The sequence below is a fragment of the Cellulomonas cellasea genome (assembly GCF_030372105.1).
Lineage (GTDB): Bacteria > Actinomycetota > Actinomycetes > Actinomycetales > Cellulomonadaceae > Cellulomonas_A > Cellulomonas_A cellasea_A.
Window position 1 is genome coordinate 1 of sequence record NZ_JAUDBQ010000015.1, and the last position, 14,901, is coordinate 14,901.

15 protein-coding genes are annotated in these 14,901 nt (G+C 73.9%); 10 read left to right on the forward strand and 5 right to left on the reverse strand.

Features of this window, described 5'->3' with window-relative positions; genetic code table 11:
- Positions 1-962 (forward strand): dihydrolipoamide acetyltransferase family protein (locus QUV83_RS13830; RefSeq protein ID WP_289565330.1); only part of this gene is annotated, 962 nt, incomplete at its 5' end.
- 7 nt (positions 963-969) lie between these two features.
- Here QUV83_RS13830 and QUV83_RS13835 read toward each other — a convergent pair.
- Both QUV83_RS13835 and QUV83_RS13840 read right to left on the reverse strand, forming a co-directional pair.
- Positions 970-1,353: a GntR family transcriptional regulator gene (locus QUV83_RS13835; RefSeq protein WP_289565332.1), complete on the reverse strand. Its 384-nt coding sequence runs from the start codon at positions 1,351-1,353 to the stop codon at positions 970-972.
- Positions 1,350-2,279, reverse strand: a complete 930-nt coding sequence (locus tag QUV83_RS13840; RefSeq protein ID WP_289565333.1) for a hypothetical protein — start codon at positions 2,277-2,279, stop codon at positions 1,350-1,352. The genes QUV83_RS13835 and QUV83_RS13840 overlap by 4 nt, the downstream gene beginning before the upstream one ends.
- Positions 2,280-2,692: 413 nt before the next feature.
- On the opposite strand from QUV83_RS13840, the gene QUV83_RS13845 reads away from it, so the two are divergent.
- Positions 2,693-3,448 carry a cysteine hydrolase gene (locus tag QUV83_RS13845; RefSeq protein WP_289565335.1) on the forward strand — a complete coding sequence of 252 codons (756 nt, stop codon included), beginning with the start codon at positions 2,693-2,695 and terminating at the stop codon, positions 3,446-3,448.
- Entirely contained in the window at positions 3,448-4,134 is a 687-nt protein-coding gene (locus tag QUV83_RS13850; RefSeq protein WP_289565336.1) for an AmiS/UreI family transporter, read from the forward strand. The genes QUV83_RS13845 and QUV83_RS13850 overlap by 1 nt, the downstream gene beginning before the upstream one ends.
- 99 nt (positions 4,135-4,233) lie before the next feature.
- Here QUV83_RS13850 and tmk read toward each other — a convergent pair whose 3' ends face one another.
- A complete protein-coding gene (gene tmk / locus QUV83_RS13855) occupies positions 4,234-5,031 on the reverse strand; it encodes a dTMP kinase (RefSeq protein ID WP_289565339.1) in 798 nt (265 codons plus the stop codon).
- 203 nt (positions 5,032-5,234) lie between these two features.
- Here tmk and QUV83_RS13860 point away from each other — a divergent pair, with 203 nt between their 5' ends.
- From QUV83_RS13860 to QUV83_RS13885, 6 genes are all read left to right on the forward strand, one after another.
- Positions 5,235-5,921: a hypothetical protein gene (locus tag QUV83_RS13860; protein WP_289565341.1), complete on the forward strand. Its 687-nt coding sequence runs from the start codon at positions 5,235-5,237 to the stop codon at positions 5,919-5,921.
- A gap of 90 nt (positions 5,922-6,011) precedes the next feature.
- Positions 6,012-6,842 (forward strand): YcnI family copper-binding membrane protein, encoded by an 831-nt coding sequence (locus tag QUV83_RS13865; protein ID WP_289565343.1) that lies wholly within the window; start codon positions 6,012-6,014, stop codon positions 6,840-6,842.
- An 8-nt stretch (positions 6,843-6,850) separates the two neighbouring features.
- Positions 6,851-7,477, forward strand: coding sequence for a copper resistance CopC family protein (locus QUV83_RS13870; protein ID WP_289565344.1), 627 nt, complete (start codon positions 6,851-6,853; stop codon positions 7,475-7,477).
- A gap of 4 nt (positions 7,478-7,481) precedes the next feature.
- On the forward strand, positions 7,482-9,581 hold the full coding sequence (locus tag QUV83_RS13875) for a cytochrome c oxidase assembly protein (RefSeq protein ID WP_289565346.1): 2,100 nt from the start codon (positions 7,482-7,484) through the stop codon (positions 9,579-9,581).
- Between the two features lie 153 nt (positions 9,582-9,734).
- Positions 9,735-11,768 (forward strand): S9 family peptidase, encoded by a 2,034-nt coding sequence (locus QUV83_RS13880; protein WP_289565496.1) that lies wholly within the window; start codon positions 9,735-9,737, stop codon positions 11,766-11,768.
- Positions 11,768-13,066: an alpha/beta fold hydrolase gene (locus QUV83_RS13885; RefSeq protein WP_289565347.1), complete on the forward strand. Its 1,299-nt coding sequence runs from the start codon at positions 11,768-11,770 to the stop codon at positions 13,064-13,066. Before QUV83_RS13880 ends, QUV83_RS13885 begins: the two co-directional genes overlap by 1 nt.
- 50 nt (positions 13,067-13,116) lie before the next feature.
- On the opposite strand, the gene QUV83_RS13890 is transcribed toward QUV83_RS13885, so the two are convergent.
- The gene (locus QUV83_RS13890) at positions 13,117-13,848 is read right to left on the reverse strand and encodes a uracil-DNA glycosylase (RefSeq protein ID WP_436231924.1); all 732 of its coding nucleotides are present in this window, start codon (positions 13,846-13,848) and stop codon (positions 13,117-13,119) included.
- Between the two features lie 47 nt (positions 13,849-13,895).
- The gene (locus QUV83_RS13895; RefSeq protein ID WP_289565349.1) at positions 13,896-14,516 is read right to left on the reverse strand and encodes an L-threonylcarbamoyladenylate synthase; all 621 of its coding nucleotides are present in this window, start codon (positions 14,514-14,516) and stop codon (positions 13,896-13,898) included.
- A 155-nt stretch (positions 14,517-14,671) separates the two neighbouring features.
- Here QUV83_RS13895 and QUV83_RS13900 point away from each other — a divergent pair, with 155 nt between their 5' ends.
- On the forward strand, positions 14,672-14,896 hold the full coding sequence (locus QUV83_RS13900) for a DUF6458 family protein (RefSeq protein WP_066583712.1): 225 nt from the start codon (positions 14,672-14,674) through the stop codon (positions 14,894-14,896).
- The last annotated feature ends 5 nt before the right edge of the window (positions 14,897-14,901 follow it).

Below are 14,901 nucleotides of genomic sequence, written 5' to 3' on the forward strand. Positions count from 1 at the left end.
TTCCCGCCCGGCAGGCGCCCGCCCAGCCGGCACCCGTCCAGCCGGCGCCCGTCCGCCCGCAGGTCCTGGCCAAGCCCCCGGTGCGCAAACTGGCCCGTGACCTCGACGTCGACCTGGGCTCCGTGACCCCCACCGGCCCCGGCGGCATCGTCACCCGTGAGGATGTGGTCGCCCGCGCGAGCGAGGCGTCGGCGCACAAGCTCGCCACCTACCCCGGCGACGACGCGCCCTGGCTGGCCCAGGGGACTGTCAGCGACGGCGGCCGGCAGACGCGGGTGCCTGTGAAGTCGGTGCGCAAGCGGACGGCCGAGGCGATGGTGGCGAGCGCCTTCAGCGCGCCGCACGTCACGGTGTTCCACACCCTCGACATCACGAAGACGATGAAGCTGGTGGCACGCCTGCGCGAGGACCGCGAGTTCGCGGATGTGCGGGTCACGCCGCTGCTGATCGCCGCGAAGGCGGTGCTCACGGCGGTGCGCCGCCACCCGGAGATCAACGCGAGCTGGGATGACGCCGCACAGGAGATCGTCTACAAGCACTACGTGAACCTGGGCATCGCGGCGGCGACCCCCCGCGGCCTCGTGGTGCCGAACATCAAGGACGCGCACACCCTCGGCCTCAAGGACTTGGCGCTGGGCATCTCGGAGCTGACGGCGACGGCGCGCGCCGGCCGCACGACCCCCATGGACATGTCCGACGGCACCATCACGATCACCAACGTGGGCGTCTTCGGCATCGACACCGGCACCCCGATCCTCAACCCCGGCGAGGCGGCGATCCTGGCCTTCGGCGCCATCCGCCAGCAGCCGTGGGTGCACAAGGGCAAGATCAAGCCGCGTCACGTGACCCAGCTCGCGCTGAGCTTCGACCACCGCCTGGTGGACGGCGCGCTGGGCGCGAAGTTCCTGTCCGATGTCGCGGCGGTGCTCGCCGAGCCCGCGCAGGGCCTCGTCTGGGGCTGAGGCGTCGCTACGGGCTGCCCGGCGCCGGCTTCCCGAGTGCGGCCCGGACGAGGTCCAGGATCTGGTCGTCGGGCATGCCGTGCTCGCGTCCGAGCGTCACCAGGTGGTGTGCCGCACGCCGGGGCGCCGCGTGGGGGGCTCCGGCGCCTGGCGCCACGGAGGTCCCCGTCCGACGACGTGTGGTGACGAGGCCGGACGCCTCGAGCTCGCGGTATGCCCTCGCGACGGTGCCGGGGGCGATGCCGAGGTCGGCGGCGAGGTCGCGGATGGTCGGCAGCCGCGTGCCGGGCTCCAGGCGCCCAGCGGCGATGTGCTCGCTCACTTGGCGGCGGATCTGCTCGAACGGGGGCACTGACGAGCCCAGGTCCACCTCGAGCGTCGTGCCGTTCATGCGGGCGCCACTGCGGGGGCGCGCACGGCCTGCGGTGAGCGCGCCGCCACGACGAGGCTGGTGAGCGCGATCACCAGGGCCAGCAGGATGAGGCCGACGCCGAGCGCGGTGTGCAGTGGGCTGCCCGCGTCGACCAGCTCGCCGTCGATGGACGACCCCGAGGATGCTCCGACGTTGCGGGTCGCCATGCCGGCGAGCATCAGCACTGCGGCGAGGGTCAGGCCCAGCACGAGCTGCGCGCCCCCGAGGGCCGCACGGGCGGAATGCCGCCGCAGCTCGAGGTCCCAGGCGTCGGGGGCGCCGGCGACGGCGGGCCTGCGCGCGACCAGGATCAGCAGGCCGTGCACCGCGATGAGCAGCGCGAGCGTGGCGATCAGCAGGGGCGCGCCGTAGAACCAGCCGGGGAAGGGGCCTGCCCCACGCGTCCCAGCGTCGTACGCGCGGGTGAGGCTGCGGCCGTCGTCGCTGAACGCCCCGCAGGCGATGAGGGTGGTGGCGAGCGCCACGCCCCAGGCGACGGTGAGCCGGTAGGCGGGGCCGGGTGTGACGTCGGCGGCGGTGCGCCGGGTGAGCGTGGCGCGGCGGATGGCGCCTGTCGGACGCGGCCAGGTGAGGTCGCCGACGGCGTGGACGGCGATGAGCGCGATGCCGGCGGCGATGGGGACCAGGCCCAGGAGCCGGCCTTGGGCGAGGCCCTCCACCGCGCCGGTCACGACGCGCAGGGTGGCCGCGCCGATGACGATCAGCGCGCCCCACGCGAGGCCGCGGACGACGCTGGCGTGGCGCCTCGCCCCGAGCGCCGTGTCGGATGAGGGCGCCTGGGCGGGCGTCGTCTCGCCGCTGCGGCGCGCCGCCTGTGCGCCCAGCACCACGGCGATGACCAGCGCGGTGAGGGCGAGCGTGAGTCCGAGCAGGGGCAGCGCCATGACGTTCTCCTGTCAAAGAATCAATACATTGACACAATGGCGTCCCGTGGCCCGCGCGTCAAGCGGGGTGCGGGTGACAAGTGTCCGCCTGTCAAGACTCGTTGTTCCGGGATCTGGCTGCCCATCAGGGGCGGTGCTACCTTCGCCGCATGTCCGACACGATGAACGCCCTGGTCCGCTGCGTGCGGCCCCGCGTCCGTGTCTGTATGTCGCCGTCGACCGTGCGCTGACGCGCCACCTGACGGCCTGCCCCTGAACGACCTCTCCCGGGTGCTCTTCGGCCCCGGGCTCCGCGTGCCTCGAGCACGCTGACGGCTGCCGCGCGCCTCCCGGCTGGGCAGCCCTCCACCCCACCCCGCATGTCCTGCCGCGCGCGCTCCGCCGCGCGCCCGTCGAAGAGCCCGGAGGCTCCCATGTCTGTCGACCTTCCCGTCGCATCCCGCGTGACCCCGCTGGATCCCGTCGAGCTGGACCCGGCCGTGCTCGGCCACCCGGCGACGAACGTCGCCTCGATCCCGCCGCTCGCCGCCCAGTGGGCCTCGCTCGACCTCCGCGAGATCCTCTCCCGGCCGGCGGCGTTCCTGTCCGTCAGCCAGTCGAACTCGCTCTACCGCCCCGGCGGCGTGCAGTACGCCGAGGGGCACGCGTTCCGCGGCAGCCTTCCCGCGACCGTCCAGGCTGTGCAGGCCGCACGCCGGGCGCCGAACTTCGTCTCGTTCGCATGGATCGGCTACTCGGTGTTCCGTGACTCCTACCCGGGCACCGACTTCGACCGCGCGCAGTACGCGTCCTGGACCGGGCACATCGACGCGACGCCTGAGCAGATCGCATGGGACAACGCGCTCGTCCCCGAACTCGCGGAGCTCGTGGAGCCGGGCGACAGCACGCTGTACGAGAAGGCCCTGCAGACGGCCTTCGTGGGCACGGACCTCCCGCTCGAGCTCGCGCGCAAGCGGGTCGAGGTGGTGGTGATCACCGGCATCCACACCGACTGGTGCATCGAGGGGAACGCCCGGGCGGCCCGCGACCACGGCCTGCTGCCCATCGTCATCGGCGACGCGACCGGCACGCAGCACCCGGACCAGGAGGCCGCGACGTTCGAGCGCATCAACAACTTCTTCGCCCCCGTGATCTCGTCCGCGACGTTCGTCGAGCTGGTGACCCGCTGATGGGCAACGTCGGCCTGCTCCTCGTCGGGGCGGTGCTGTTCGTCAACGGCGTCTCCTCCCTCGGGCTGGTGTCAGCGCGCAGCGCCGCCCCGCTCAACCTGTTCGTCGGCACGGCGCAGGTGGTGCTGCCCACGCTCGTGCTGGTGCAGCACGGGTCGGACCCGGCTGTCGTGGCGGCCACCTGGCCCAGCTACCTGTTCGGGTTCACCTACCTGTGGTTCGGGCTGCTCTCGCTGCGGGGGATCGAGCCGCAGGGCTTCGGGTTCTTCAGCGCGTTCGTCGCGGCGGTGGCGCTGTTCCAGGCTGTCGCGACCGTGGGGACGGATCCGGTGTTCGCGGTCATCTGGGCCACCTGGGCCGCCATGTGGTCGCTCTTCTTCGTCCTGCTCGGCCTGGGGATCACCCACGTCCGGGGCCTGGACCTGGGCCGTGCGACCGGCTGGTTCCTCACGCTGCTGGGCATCCCGACGTGCACCGTCGCGGCGGTGTTCCTCATCGACGGGCGCTGGACGACCTCACCCGTCGCGGGGCTCGTCGCCTTGGCCGGCCTGGCGGTGGGCGCGGTGGCGTCGGTCGTCCTGGCCAAGGCTGGTGTGCCTCGGCTGGCGCCCGCTGCCCGCGATGGCGCGTCGACGGCGGGCTCCGGAGTCGCGGCCAGGTCCGGCGAGGCGCTCGCGCGGGCCTGAGCCACGGCGCCACGGCGCCACTCCGTCGTGGCCGGGTCGCAGCACGACCCGGCCATGACGAGAGCTGTCCGGCGTGAGCGGCGCCCGCCGTCGCGCCCCTCAGACGAGGACGCTGGTGCCCTGCTCGGGGGTCGGGGGCGGCTCGGAGGAGAACGGGTCCTTGGGGGACGGCTCCGTGGCCGATGCCTCCTTGGCGGGGGAGCACGGCGCGGCGATGTCCGCGCTCCGGGCAGGAGCGCCCTTGCGCGTGCGGTCCTCGAGGTCCTGGGCGGCGGAGTCGACGAGGCTCAGCACGTCCCGGGCCGCCTCGTCGATGGGCCGGGCGCCATCGACCACGTGGTAGGTGGTGCGCCGGCCCCACGGCTGCTCGAGGTACGTCTGGCGGGAGTCGATGAGGCGCCGCAGGTCGATGTCCTGCTTCTGGCGCAGCGAGCCCTCCCGGTGCACGATGCGGCTGGCGGCGGTCTCGGCGGGGACGTCCAGGTAGAGGGTGACGTCCGGGGCGGGCGCGAACCGGTTGAGCTGCACCAGCCAGTCCATCTCGGTGAGGCCGCAGGCCTGGAAGAACGTGTAGGTCGAGAACACGTACTGGTCGGCGATGACCGTCTCCCCGCGGTCGAGCCGGGGGCAGATGACGGTGCGGGCGTGCCGGGCGAGGTCGAAGGCGGCGAGCAGCGCGAGCTCGCGCATCGCCTCGGGGGTGCGCCGGTCGAGGCTCTCGACGGAGCGCACCAGGTCGTCGCCCCGGTAGAGGTCGGTGGGCTGGCGGGTGATGTGGACCGGGCGGCTGTCGCGCAGGTGCTCGGCGATCCGCGCGGCCTGGGTCGTCTTCCCGCTCGCGTCGATGCCGCACACGGCGACCAGCAGGCCGCGGGTCGGCGTCTCCTCGGTGCTCATGCGCCCAGGATGACGCAAACCAGGAGAGTTCGGGAACTTCTATCGAAACGATCCTTCTCACACTGATCACGGTTAGGTGACGGCGACCGTGGGGCGCCGCACCACGCGACGCGATGAGGGGCTGAGGGGCGCGTCTCCGCATAAACGATTCGGACTTGAGCGGCCCTCCGGCGACGGGCCACGCGCTGCATAGGGTGCCCTGCATGGCCTCACCGGCGAGCGGACCGTTGCGGCTCGCCCGCGCGCTCGCGCTGACCGCCGTGGTGTTCGGCCTCGCGGCGGGCGCCCATGTCGCCGGGGGAGCCGAGCTGCCCGCGCCGACAGTCCTCGCGTTGTTGGCCGCTGTCATCCTCGCCGGGTGCGTCGTCGCGACGCGGTCACGTCTGGGCCTCGTCGCCGTGGGATGCCTGCTGGGCATCGGGCAGGTGGCGCTGCACCACGCCTTCGGGCTGTTGGCGACCTCACCGGCCTGCGCGCCTGTGGCGGCCCCCGCGGCCGACGCCGGGCACGCGCACCACGGCGGCCATGAGGCGGTGAGCGCCGGCTGCGGGACGTCGTCGGACGCCGTGGCGGCGCCGCTGGACGGGTTGGCCTCCGGTCTGACGCATGGCCAACTCGTCGATCGGACCATGCTGTTCGCGCACGTCGCGGCCACCCTCGCCGCCGCGCTGGTGCTGCTCCTGGGGGAACGCGCGCTGTGGTGGCTCGCCGCCTGGCTGCGCCCCGCGCTGGAGCGGTTGACCGCCGTGGCACGCCTCCCGCAGGGCGTCCTCCCAGGCGTGCCCCGCGACCACGTCCTCGTCGCGGGGCCGCAGCTCCAGCCCGGCCCCGCCGGGGTGCGCGGGCCACCCGGCGGCCAGTCGTCGGGCCCTCCCGGGCCGCGCACGTAGCGCGCCGCTGACGGGACCGGTCCGGCCTGCGCCCTGACCGACATCCCGCGCCCGCCGATCGTGCGGGCCACCAGCCTCGAAGGACCCACCATGCGTAGACCCCTGCCCGCCCGCGCGGGCGCCCTCGCCAGCACGCTCGCCCTCGCCGGGGCGCTGCTGCTCATCGCGCCCCCCGCCTCAGCCCACGTGACGGTCATCCCGGAGCGCACCGCCGCCGGCGGCTGGGCGCGCCTGACGTTCCGGGTGCCCAACGAGTCCGCCACCGCGGGCACCACGCGGCTCCAGGTGCGCCTGCCCGCCGACTCGCCACTCCTGCACGTCTCGGCGCTCGCGGTGCCGGGCTGGACGGCCACCGTGGAGAAGGCGGCGCTGGCGACCCCCGTGACGAGCCACGGCACGGAGATCACGGAGGCGCCGTCCGTGGTGACGTGGACGGCAGATCCCGGCGTGCAGATCGGACCGGGCCAGTTCCTGGAGTTCGCCATCTCGGGCGGGCCGTTGCCGGAGGCCGGCACGACGCTGGTGCTGCCCGCCGAGCAGACGTACTCGGACGGCTCCGTAGTGGTGTGGGACGAGGTGGCGGCGGGCGACGAGGAGCCCGCGCATCCGGCGCCGGCCTTCACCACCACCGCCGGTGACGCGCACGACGCGACGGAGGTCACACCCACGCCCACGGCGGACGCGGCTGTCAGCGCCGAGCCGGTGGGGCGGCAAGGCTCCGACTCCGACTCGGGCCAGACGGCGGGCGACGCCGCAGGTGAGGGCGGCAGTGCAGGCGCCGATCCGGTGGCCCGCGCGCTGGGCGGCCTCGGCGCCGTGGCGGGGCTGCTGGCGTTGGCGCTCGCCTGGTCCCGCCGCCGGGCCGCCGCCGCGCCGGAGGGCGGATCGGAAGTTCGGCCCCCTGGCGAACAGAGGCGATGATGGTCGACATGTCCCGCATTCCTGTCGCCCTGCGCCCTGCGCGGCGTGTCCTCGCGGCGGTCATCGCCGCGTTCGTCCTCGTCGGCCTCGGCGCCGGCGGCGCGAGCGCCCACAACTCGTTGCGCTCCACCGACCCGGCTGACGGCTCGACGGTCACCGTCGTGCCCGAGCAGCTCACTCTCACCTTCGACCAGCCCGCGCTGGCGATCGGCACCGAGATCGCGGTGGTCGCGCCCGATGGCGGCCTCGTGAGCGTGGGCGAGCCGGTGCTCGTCGACTCGAGCGTCAGCCAGCCCATCGAGGGGGTGCTGCCGGCCGGCACGTACACCGTGCAGTGGCGGGTGACCTCCGCGGACGGCCACCCGCTGTCCGGCGAGCTGTCCTTCACCGCGTCGGAGGCCACGGCCATCGGCGTCGAGGCGCCCGCGGAGACGGCCGAGCCGGTCGTCGAGGACGAGCCGACGGCGGAGGCCGAGGAGTCGCAGCCCGAGGCCGTCGTGACCTCGGCGGTGGTGGAGCCCGAGGAGGACGGCGGGCTGTCCACCGGGCAGATCGTCGGCATCGGCGCGCTCGTGATGGTCATCGCGGGCGGCGCGCTTGTCGCGCTGCGCATGAGCCAGCGGAAGAAGAACTGAGCCGATGACCGTGCGCGAGGCGCCCCCAGCCACTGACACCGACCACAACCCCAGGGTCGGCGTCGGGGGGCTCCTCGCGCTGCTCGCGGGCAGCGGCGCGCTGCTCGCCGTCCTCGGCGTGTGGATGTCGGGCGCCGCGGTGCCCGGCTTCCTGCGGGACCCGGGCGCCGTGGTGCGCTGGGGGCTCCCCGTCGTCACCACACTCACGGAGCTCGCCGGCTCGCTCACCCTCGGCGCCCTGGTCCTGGCCATCGGGGTCCTCCCGCGCCGGGCCGCGGCAGCGGTGGGGACGGCCACGTCCCGCCCGGCACGGGGCGGCGTGAGCCCTGTCGTGGGCGATGGCTATGCGCGCAGCCTGGTCCTCGCCGGGGTCTCCGCGGCCGTGTGGACGGTGCTGAGCATGGTCCACCTGGTGCTGACCTACGCCTCGGTGAGCGGGCGCCCGCCGGACTCGGCGACGTTCGGCGAGGAGCTCGGCGTCTTCGTCACCCAGATCGACCTGGGCCGCACGCTCATCCTGGTGACGACCCTCGCGGCGGTCGTCACAGCCCTCGCGCTGCTGGTCGCGACCCCGACGGGCGCCGCCTGGACGGCAGTGCTCGTCGTCGTCGCGCTGTGGCAGCAGGCGCAGACCGGCCACGCCGCCGGATCGGCCAGCCACGACCTGGCCACCACGTCCATGTTCGTGCACCTGGTCGGCGCGGCGGTGTGGATCGGCGCCCTGGCGGCTCTGGCGGTGCTGCTGAGCCGGCTGGGCGCGGACCTGGGACCGGCGGTGGCCCGCTACTCGGTGATCGCCGGCTGGTGCTTCGCGGCGGTCGCCGTGTCCGGGCTGGTCAACGCCGTGGTCCGGGTGGGCGGCATGGACGGGATGGCGAGCCGCTACGGCGTGCTGGTCATCGTCAAGGCCGTGCTGTTCGGCGCCCTGGGGCTGCTGGGGTTGTGGCACCGACGCCGCGTCATCCCGGCGCTGGCCGGCGTCGACACCCGTGGGGCCGGCGCACGCCTGTTCTGGCGCCTCGTCGCCGTCGAGCTCGCCGTGATGGGCGCCGTCTCCGGGGTGGCCGCCGCGCTCGGCTCGACGTCGCCGCCGGTGCCCGATGAGCCCATCGGCAACCCGACGCCCGCCGAGATCGTCACCGGCCACGCGCTGCCGCCCGAGCCGACGCCCCTGCGCTGGCTCACTGAGTGGCGCTGGGACCTGATGTTCGCGTTCGCCGCCGTCGCCGGGATCGTGGTCTACCTGGCCTGGGTGCGCCGCCTGCGCAAGCGCGGCGACACGTGGCCGATGAGCCGCACTCTCATGTGGGTGGCCGGGCTGGTCATCTTCTTCTGGACGACGTCCGGCGGCCCCGCCATGTACGGCCATGTGCTGTTCAGCGCGCACATGGTGCAGCACATGATCCTGGCGATGGTCATCCCGATCCTGCTGGCGCTCGCGGCGCCGGTGACGCTGGCGCTGCGGGCGTTGCCGTCGCGGTCGGTGTCGCTGCGCGGGGACGCGTCGCGGGGCCCTCGCGAGTGGATCCTGGTGCTGGTGCACAGCCGGCTCGGCCAGTTCTTCGCGAACCCGATCGTCGCGGCGGTGAACTTCGCCGGGTCGATGATCGTCTTCTACTACACCAACGCGTTCGAGTGGGCCCTGACCAGCAGCGTCGGGCACATCGTCATGGTGGTGCACTTCTCGCTCGCCGGGTACCTGTTCGCGAACGGCCTGATCGGCGTGGACCCCGGCCCGAAGCGCCCGCCGTACCCGCAGCGCATCCTCGTGCTGTTCGGCACGATGGCCTTCCACGCGTTCTTCGGGGTGACGCTGCTCAACGGGGAGTCGCTGCTGGTCGCCGACTACTTCGGGCTGTTGGGCCGCGAGTGGGGGCCGTCCGCGATCGCCGACCAGCAGAAGGGCGGCGGGGTCGCCTGGGGCATCGGCGAGCTGCCGACCTTGGCGTTGGCCGTCGGCGTCGCGGTGTCCTGGGCGCGGGACGACGAGCGGGTCGCGCGTCGCCGTGACCGCAAGGTGGACCGCGACGGGGACGTGGAGATGGACGAGTACAACGCGATGCTGGCCCGGATGTCCGATCGCGACGGCGCCGCCCCGCACTGATCGGGCGGCGAACTGATCTGGCGACGCGCTAGGCGGCGCGTGTGGAACGCATGCCCTGGCGAGGCGCCCGCGTGATAGGACGGACGCGTGACCCAGACGCCGCAGCCTCCCACGCCGTTCCACGACCTCGAGCAGTACATCGCCCTGCCGCGGATGTCGGGCCTCACGCTGTCGAAGGACGGCACACGCCTCGTGACGGCCGTCGCGACGCTCGACGCGAAGCGCACGAGGTACGTGACGGCGTTGTGGGAGGTGGACCCTGTGGGGGAGAAGCCCGCGCGTCGCCTGACCCGCAGCGCCAAGGGGGAGTCCAGCGCGGCGTTCACGCCGTCGGGGGACCTGCTGTTCACCTCGGCCCGCCCGGACCCGGAGCCCCGCGAGGGCGCTGACGACGAGCCGGCGCCGGCGCTGTGGCTGCTGCCCGCCGATGGCGCCGAGGCGCGGGTCATCGCCGACCGTGCCGCCGGGCTGGGCGGCGTCCGTGTCGCCGCTGACGCACCGATCGTCATGGTCGGCTCGGAGGTGCTGCCGCGCGCCGCGGACGCCGTCGACGACGAGCGGCTGCGCAAGGGCCGCAAGGACAAGAAGGTCGCGGCGATCCTGCACACGTCGTACCCGGTGCGGTACTGGGACCACGACCTGGGCCCCGCGACGCCGCACCTGTTCACCGCGCCGCTCGACGCCGACGTCACCGAGCCTGTCGCCGGGGCGCCGGAGCCGCGCCTCGAGCTCACGGACGTGACCCCGGGCGCTGCCGCCGCGCTGATCGAGCAGTCCAGCGACCTGTCGCCTGACGGCCGCACGATCGTCACTGGATGGATGACGCCGATCGCGCGCGGCGCGCAGCGGGCGCATCTCGAGGTGGTGGACGTCGCGACCCGCGAGCGCCGCACCCTCGTCGCGGACGAGGATGCGGACCTCAGCGCCCCTGTGATCTCGCCCGACGGCCGGCTGGTGGCGTACACCCGCGGGACGCTCGGCACGCCGCACAGCGCCCCGCGGTCGGAGCTGTGGGTGGTGGGCCTGGACGGCGCCGGCGCGCGTCGGCTCGCCGAGGGCTGGGACCGGTGGGCGCACAGCCCTGTGTGGACGCCGGACTCCGCCGCACTGCTGGTCTCGGCAGATGACGACGGCCGCGGGCCGATCTTCCGCATCGACCTGGCCACGGACTCCGTCACGCGCGTGACCAGCGACGACGCTGCATTCACCGACGTCCAGGTCAGCCCCGACGGGCAGACCCTGTACGCGATGCGCAGCTCCTACCTGACGCCCGCGCACCCGGTGCGCGTGGACCTGGCGGCCGCCGTCGCCGCTGGATCACCGGTTCCCGCCACCGCCCTCCGCGCCCCGGCGCCCGTGCCCGCCGTGCCCGGGACGCTCACCGAGGTGGTCGCCACCGCCGAGGACGGCCAGCGCGTCCGGTCCTGGCTCGCGCTGCCCGAGGGCGCCTCGGCCGCGAGCCCCGCGCCGTTGCTGCTGTGGATCCACGGCGGGCCGCTCAACTCGTGGAACGCCTGGTCGTGGCGCTGGAACCCGTGGCTGCTCGTCGCCCAGGGGTACGCGGTGCTGCTGCCCGACCCGGCGCTGTCCACCGGCTACGGCCAGGACTTCGTCCAGCGTGGCTGGGGCTCGTGGGGCGACGCGCCGTTCACCGACCTGATGGCCGCCACCGACGCCACCGTCGCGCGGCCCGACATCGACGAGACCCGCACGGCCGCGATGGGCGGGTCGTTCGGCGGGTACATGGCCAACTGGGTGGCCGGGCACACCGACCGCTTCGACGCGATCGTCACGCACGCGAGCCTGTGGGCACTGGACCAGTTCGGCCCGACGACGGACGCGGCCTACTACTGGGAGCGGGAGATGACGGACGAGATGGCCCTGGCCAACTCCCCGCACCTGTTCGTGGAGAAGATCGCGACGCCGATGCTCGTCATCCACGGCGACAAGGACTACCGCGTCCCGATCGGCGAGGGCCTGCGGCTCTGGTACGAGCTCAACGCCCGCTCAGGCCTGCCCGCCGACGAGGAGGGCCGCACCCCGCACCAGTTCCTGTACTTCCCGGATGAGAACCACTGGATCCTCGCGCCGCAGAACTCGATCGTCTGGTACCAGGTGATCGAGGCGTTCCTCGCGCAGCACGTGCTCGACCAGGAGCCGCCCGCGCTGCCGGAGGTGCTGGGCTGATGGCCGACGAGTACCGCGTCCCGGGGCTCGTGGTGCGCGAGCACCGCGTGAGCGTGCCGGTGGACTGGTCCGCGCCGGAGCGCTTCGGGTCCATCGAGGTGTTCGCCCGGGAGCTCGTCGACCCCGCGAAGGCCGGCGACGACCTGCCGCTGCTGCTCTTCTTGCAGGGCGGCCCCGGCGGCCAGGGCCCGCGCCCGCTGGGCGGCGGCTGGTGGGGGACGGCGCTGCAGACGCACCGGGTGGTGCTGCTCGACCAGCGCGGCACCGGCCGCTCGTCGCGTGTGGACGGGCGCGCCATCGCGGCCTTCGACGACCCGCGCCAGGCCGCCGACTACCTGGCGTGCTTCCGGGGCGACGCGATCGTGGCCGACGCCGAGCACCTGCGCGCCACCGTCTACGGCGGACGGCGATGGGCCACCCTCGGCCAGTCGTACGGCGGGTTCCTCACCCTGGCCTACCTGTCCCGCCACCCGCAGGCGCTGACCTCCTGTTACGTGACGGGCGGGCTGCCGGGCATCACGGCCACCGCGCAGGACGTGTACCGGGCCACCTACCCGTTGCAGGCGCAGCGCAACACCGAGCTCGCGCGCCGCTACCCGGCCGACGTGGCGGCCCTGGGCCGGCTCGCCGACCGGCTCTCCGCCGAGGACGTGCGCCTGCCGAACGGCGACCCGTTCACCACCGAGCGACTGCAGACCTTGGGCATGCCGCTGGGCATGAGCACCGGGGCGGACGCGCTGCACTGGCTGCTCGACACGGCCTTCGTCGACGAGGCCACGGCTGAGCCGTCCGCCGCCTTCCTCGCGGCCGTCGCGCACCAGACCGGCTTCGACGACAACCCGCTGTACGCCGTGCTGCAGGAGGTCATCTACCACCAGGGCCACGTCGAGCCCGGCTGGGCCGCGCAGGCCGAGCAGGATCGGTGGCGGCAGTTCGACACCACCGCCCGACCGCTGCACCTCACGGGTGAGGCGATCTTCCCGTGGATGTACGAGCAGGTCAGCGCCCTGCGGCCATTCCAGGCCGTCGCCGAGGAGCTCGCCAGCCGCACCGAGTGGCCCCAGTTGTACGACCTCGACCGGCTGGCCGCCAACGAGGTGCCCGTCGCGGCCGTGCAGTACTACGACGACCCCTACGTGGACCTCGGCCTGGCGCTGGGCACAGCCGACCGCGTCGGCAACGCGCAGGTGTGGATCACCAACGAGTACCTCCACGACGGCCTGCGCGTCGCCGGGGACGTCATCCTGCCCCGCCTGATGGACCTCGCCGCCGGACGCTGGACGGTCACGGGGCGCTGAGGTCACGGGGCGCTGAGGTCACGGGGCGCTGAGGTCACGGGGCGCTGAGGTCAAGGTGCGCTGAGCTCGCGGGCCCGGCGGAAGACGTCGTCGAGCATCTGCGGGGTCAGCCGGCCGGTGAAGGTGTTCTGCTGGCTGACGTGGAACGACCCGAGCAGGGTCAGCGCCTGCCCGTCGGGCCCCGTCAGCGGCGCCTCCGCGCCATGCGCGAACCGGGGCCGCGGCCGGGGCACGTGCCAGCCCTGCTCGCCGAGGGTCGCCAGCATCGCCTGCCAGGCGAAGCCGCCGAGCGCCACCACGACCCGGGGCTGGACCAGCCGCAGCTCGCGGGTGAGCCATGGCGCGCAGGTGCGGCGCTCCTCGGGCGTGGGGGCGTTGTCCGGCGGGGCGCAGTGCACGGGCGCCGTGAGCCGCAGGCCGGTGAGCACCAGGCCGTCATCGGCCCGCACGGACGTGGGCTGTGAGGCGTAGCCCGCGCGGTGCAGCGACGCGATCAGGAAGTCCCCGGACCGGTCGCCGGTGAACATGCGGCCCGTGCGGTTGCCGCCATGCGCGGCAGGGGCCAGGCCCACCACGAGCACCTGCGCGTGCGGGTCGCCGAGGCCCGGCACCGGCCGCGCCCAGTACTCCTCGCCGCGGAACGACGCGCGCGGCGCGGCGGCGACGGCCTCCCGCCACGCGACGAGCCGAGGGCAGGCCCGGCACTCGACGAGCATGCCGTCCAGCTCGTCCACCGTGCGGGCCGAGGCGGCGACCAGGGGGTACGCCGGGTCGTCCGGCACGCGCGGCGCTCCGTCGTCCCCTGTCGCCTGCACCCCCTTCACCCCGGTCACTCGAAGCGGCTGGGGTCCCCGGCGCCGACGCGCACGATCTCGGGGTACCCCTCGGACCAGTCGATGACGGTGGTGGGCTCGGTGCCGCAGTCCCCGGCGTCGATCACCGCGTCGACCAGGTGGTCGAGCTCCTCCTTGACCTGCCAGCCGTCAGTCAGCGGCTGCTCCTCGCCGGGCAGCAGCAGCGTGCTGGACAGCAGCGGCTCGCCGAGCTCCCGCAGCAGCGCCTGCACCACCCGGTGGTCGGGGATGCGCACCCCGACGGTCCGCTTCTTGGGGTGCGCGAGCCGCTTCGGCACCTCCTTGGTGGCCGGCAGGATGAACGTGTACGCCCCGGGGGTGGCGGCCTTGATGGCCCGGAACGCCGCGTTGTCGAGCTGCACCAGCTGCCCGAGCTGCGTGAAGTCCGAGCACACCAGGGTGAAGTGGTGCTTCTCGTCGAGGTGGCGGATCTGGCGGATGCGGTCCGCCGCCGCGTGGTCGTCCATGCGGGCGCCCAGCGCGTAGCAGGAGTCCGTGGGGTAGGCGATCAGCGCGTCGTCGCGCAGCATCTGCACTGCCTGGGCGATGGTGCGCGGCTGGGGGTCGTGGGGGTGGACGTCGAGGTACCGGGCCATGGGTCGAGAGTAGGCCCGCCGCCTGGCCACGGCGCCCCGGCAGGCCCGCGTCATCAGCCTCGACGATCCCGCTCGCCGCGCGGAAACGGACAACCCGCGCCAGACTCGTGGCTGCCCGGGCGGCCCCCCTGCCCGGCCCGACGGGAGGAGTGACCATGGGAATCGGTGGCGGCATAGGCCTCATCGTGCTCGGCGCGATCCTGGCGTTCGGCGTGCAGGACGGCATCAGCGGTGTCGACCTGACGGCGATCGGGTACATCTGCATGGGTGGTGGCCTGCTGGCCATCATCATCGCGCTGGTGCTCAACGCCCAGCGCAGCAACACCACGCACCGCGAGGTCATCGAACGGCACGACGACACCCGCCCGCCCGTCTACTGACGGAC

Bases quoted from the DNA above. Each gene is read 5' to 3' on its own strand.
- QUV83_RS13835 (WP_289565332.1), bottom strand. From the start codon at position 1,353: ATGAACGGCACGACGCTCGAGGTGGACCTGGGCTCGTCAGTGCCCCCG.
- QUV83_RS13840 (WP_289565333.1), bottom strand. From the start codon at position 2,279: ATGGCGCTGCCCCTGCTCGGACTCACGCTCGCCCTCACCGCGCTGGTC.
- QUV83_RS13845 (WP_289565335.1), top strand. From the start codon at position 2,693: ATGTCTGTCGACCTTCCCGTCGCATCCCGCGTGACCCCGCTGGATCCC.
- QUV83_RS13850 (WP_289565336.1), top strand. From the start codon at position 3,448: ATGGGCAACGTCGGCCTGCTCCTCGTCGGGGCGGTGCTGTTCGTCAAC.
- tmk (WP_289565339.1), bottom strand. From the start codon at position 5,031: ATGAGCACCGAGGAGACGCCGACCCGCGGCCTGCTGGTCGCCGTGTGC.
- QUV83_RS13860 (WP_289565341.1), top strand. From the start codon at position 5,235: ATGGCCTCACCGGCGAGCGGACCGTTGCGGCTCGCCCGCGCGCTCGCG.
- QUV83_RS13865 (WP_289565343.1), top strand. From the start codon at position 6,012: ATGCGTAGACCCCTGCCCGCCCGCGCGGGCGCCCTCGCCAGCACGCTC.
- QUV83_RS13870 (WP_289565344.1), top strand. From the start codon at position 6,851: ATGTCCCGCATTCCTGTCGCCCTGCGCCCTGCGCGGCGTGTCCTCGCG.
- QUV83_RS13875 (WP_289565346.1), top strand. From the start codon at position 7,482: ATGACCGTGCGCGAGGCGCCCCCAGCCACTGACACCGACCACAACCCC.
- QUV83_RS13880 (WP_289565496.1), top strand. From the start codon at position 9,735: ATGTCGGGCCTCACGCTGTCGAAGGACGGCACACGCCTCGTGACGGCC.
- QUV83_RS13885 (WP_289565347.1), top strand. From the start codon at position 11,768: ATGGCCGACGAGTACCGCGTCCCGGGGCTCGTGGTGCGCGAGCACCGC.
- QUV83_RS13895 (WP_289565349.1), bottom strand. From the start codon at position 14,516: ATGGCCCGGTACCTCGACGTCCACCCCCACGACCCCCAGCCGCGCACC.
- QUV83_RS13900 (WP_066583712.1), top strand. From the start codon at position 14,672: ATGGGAATCGGTGGCGGCATAGGCCTCATCGTGCTCGGCGCGATCCTG.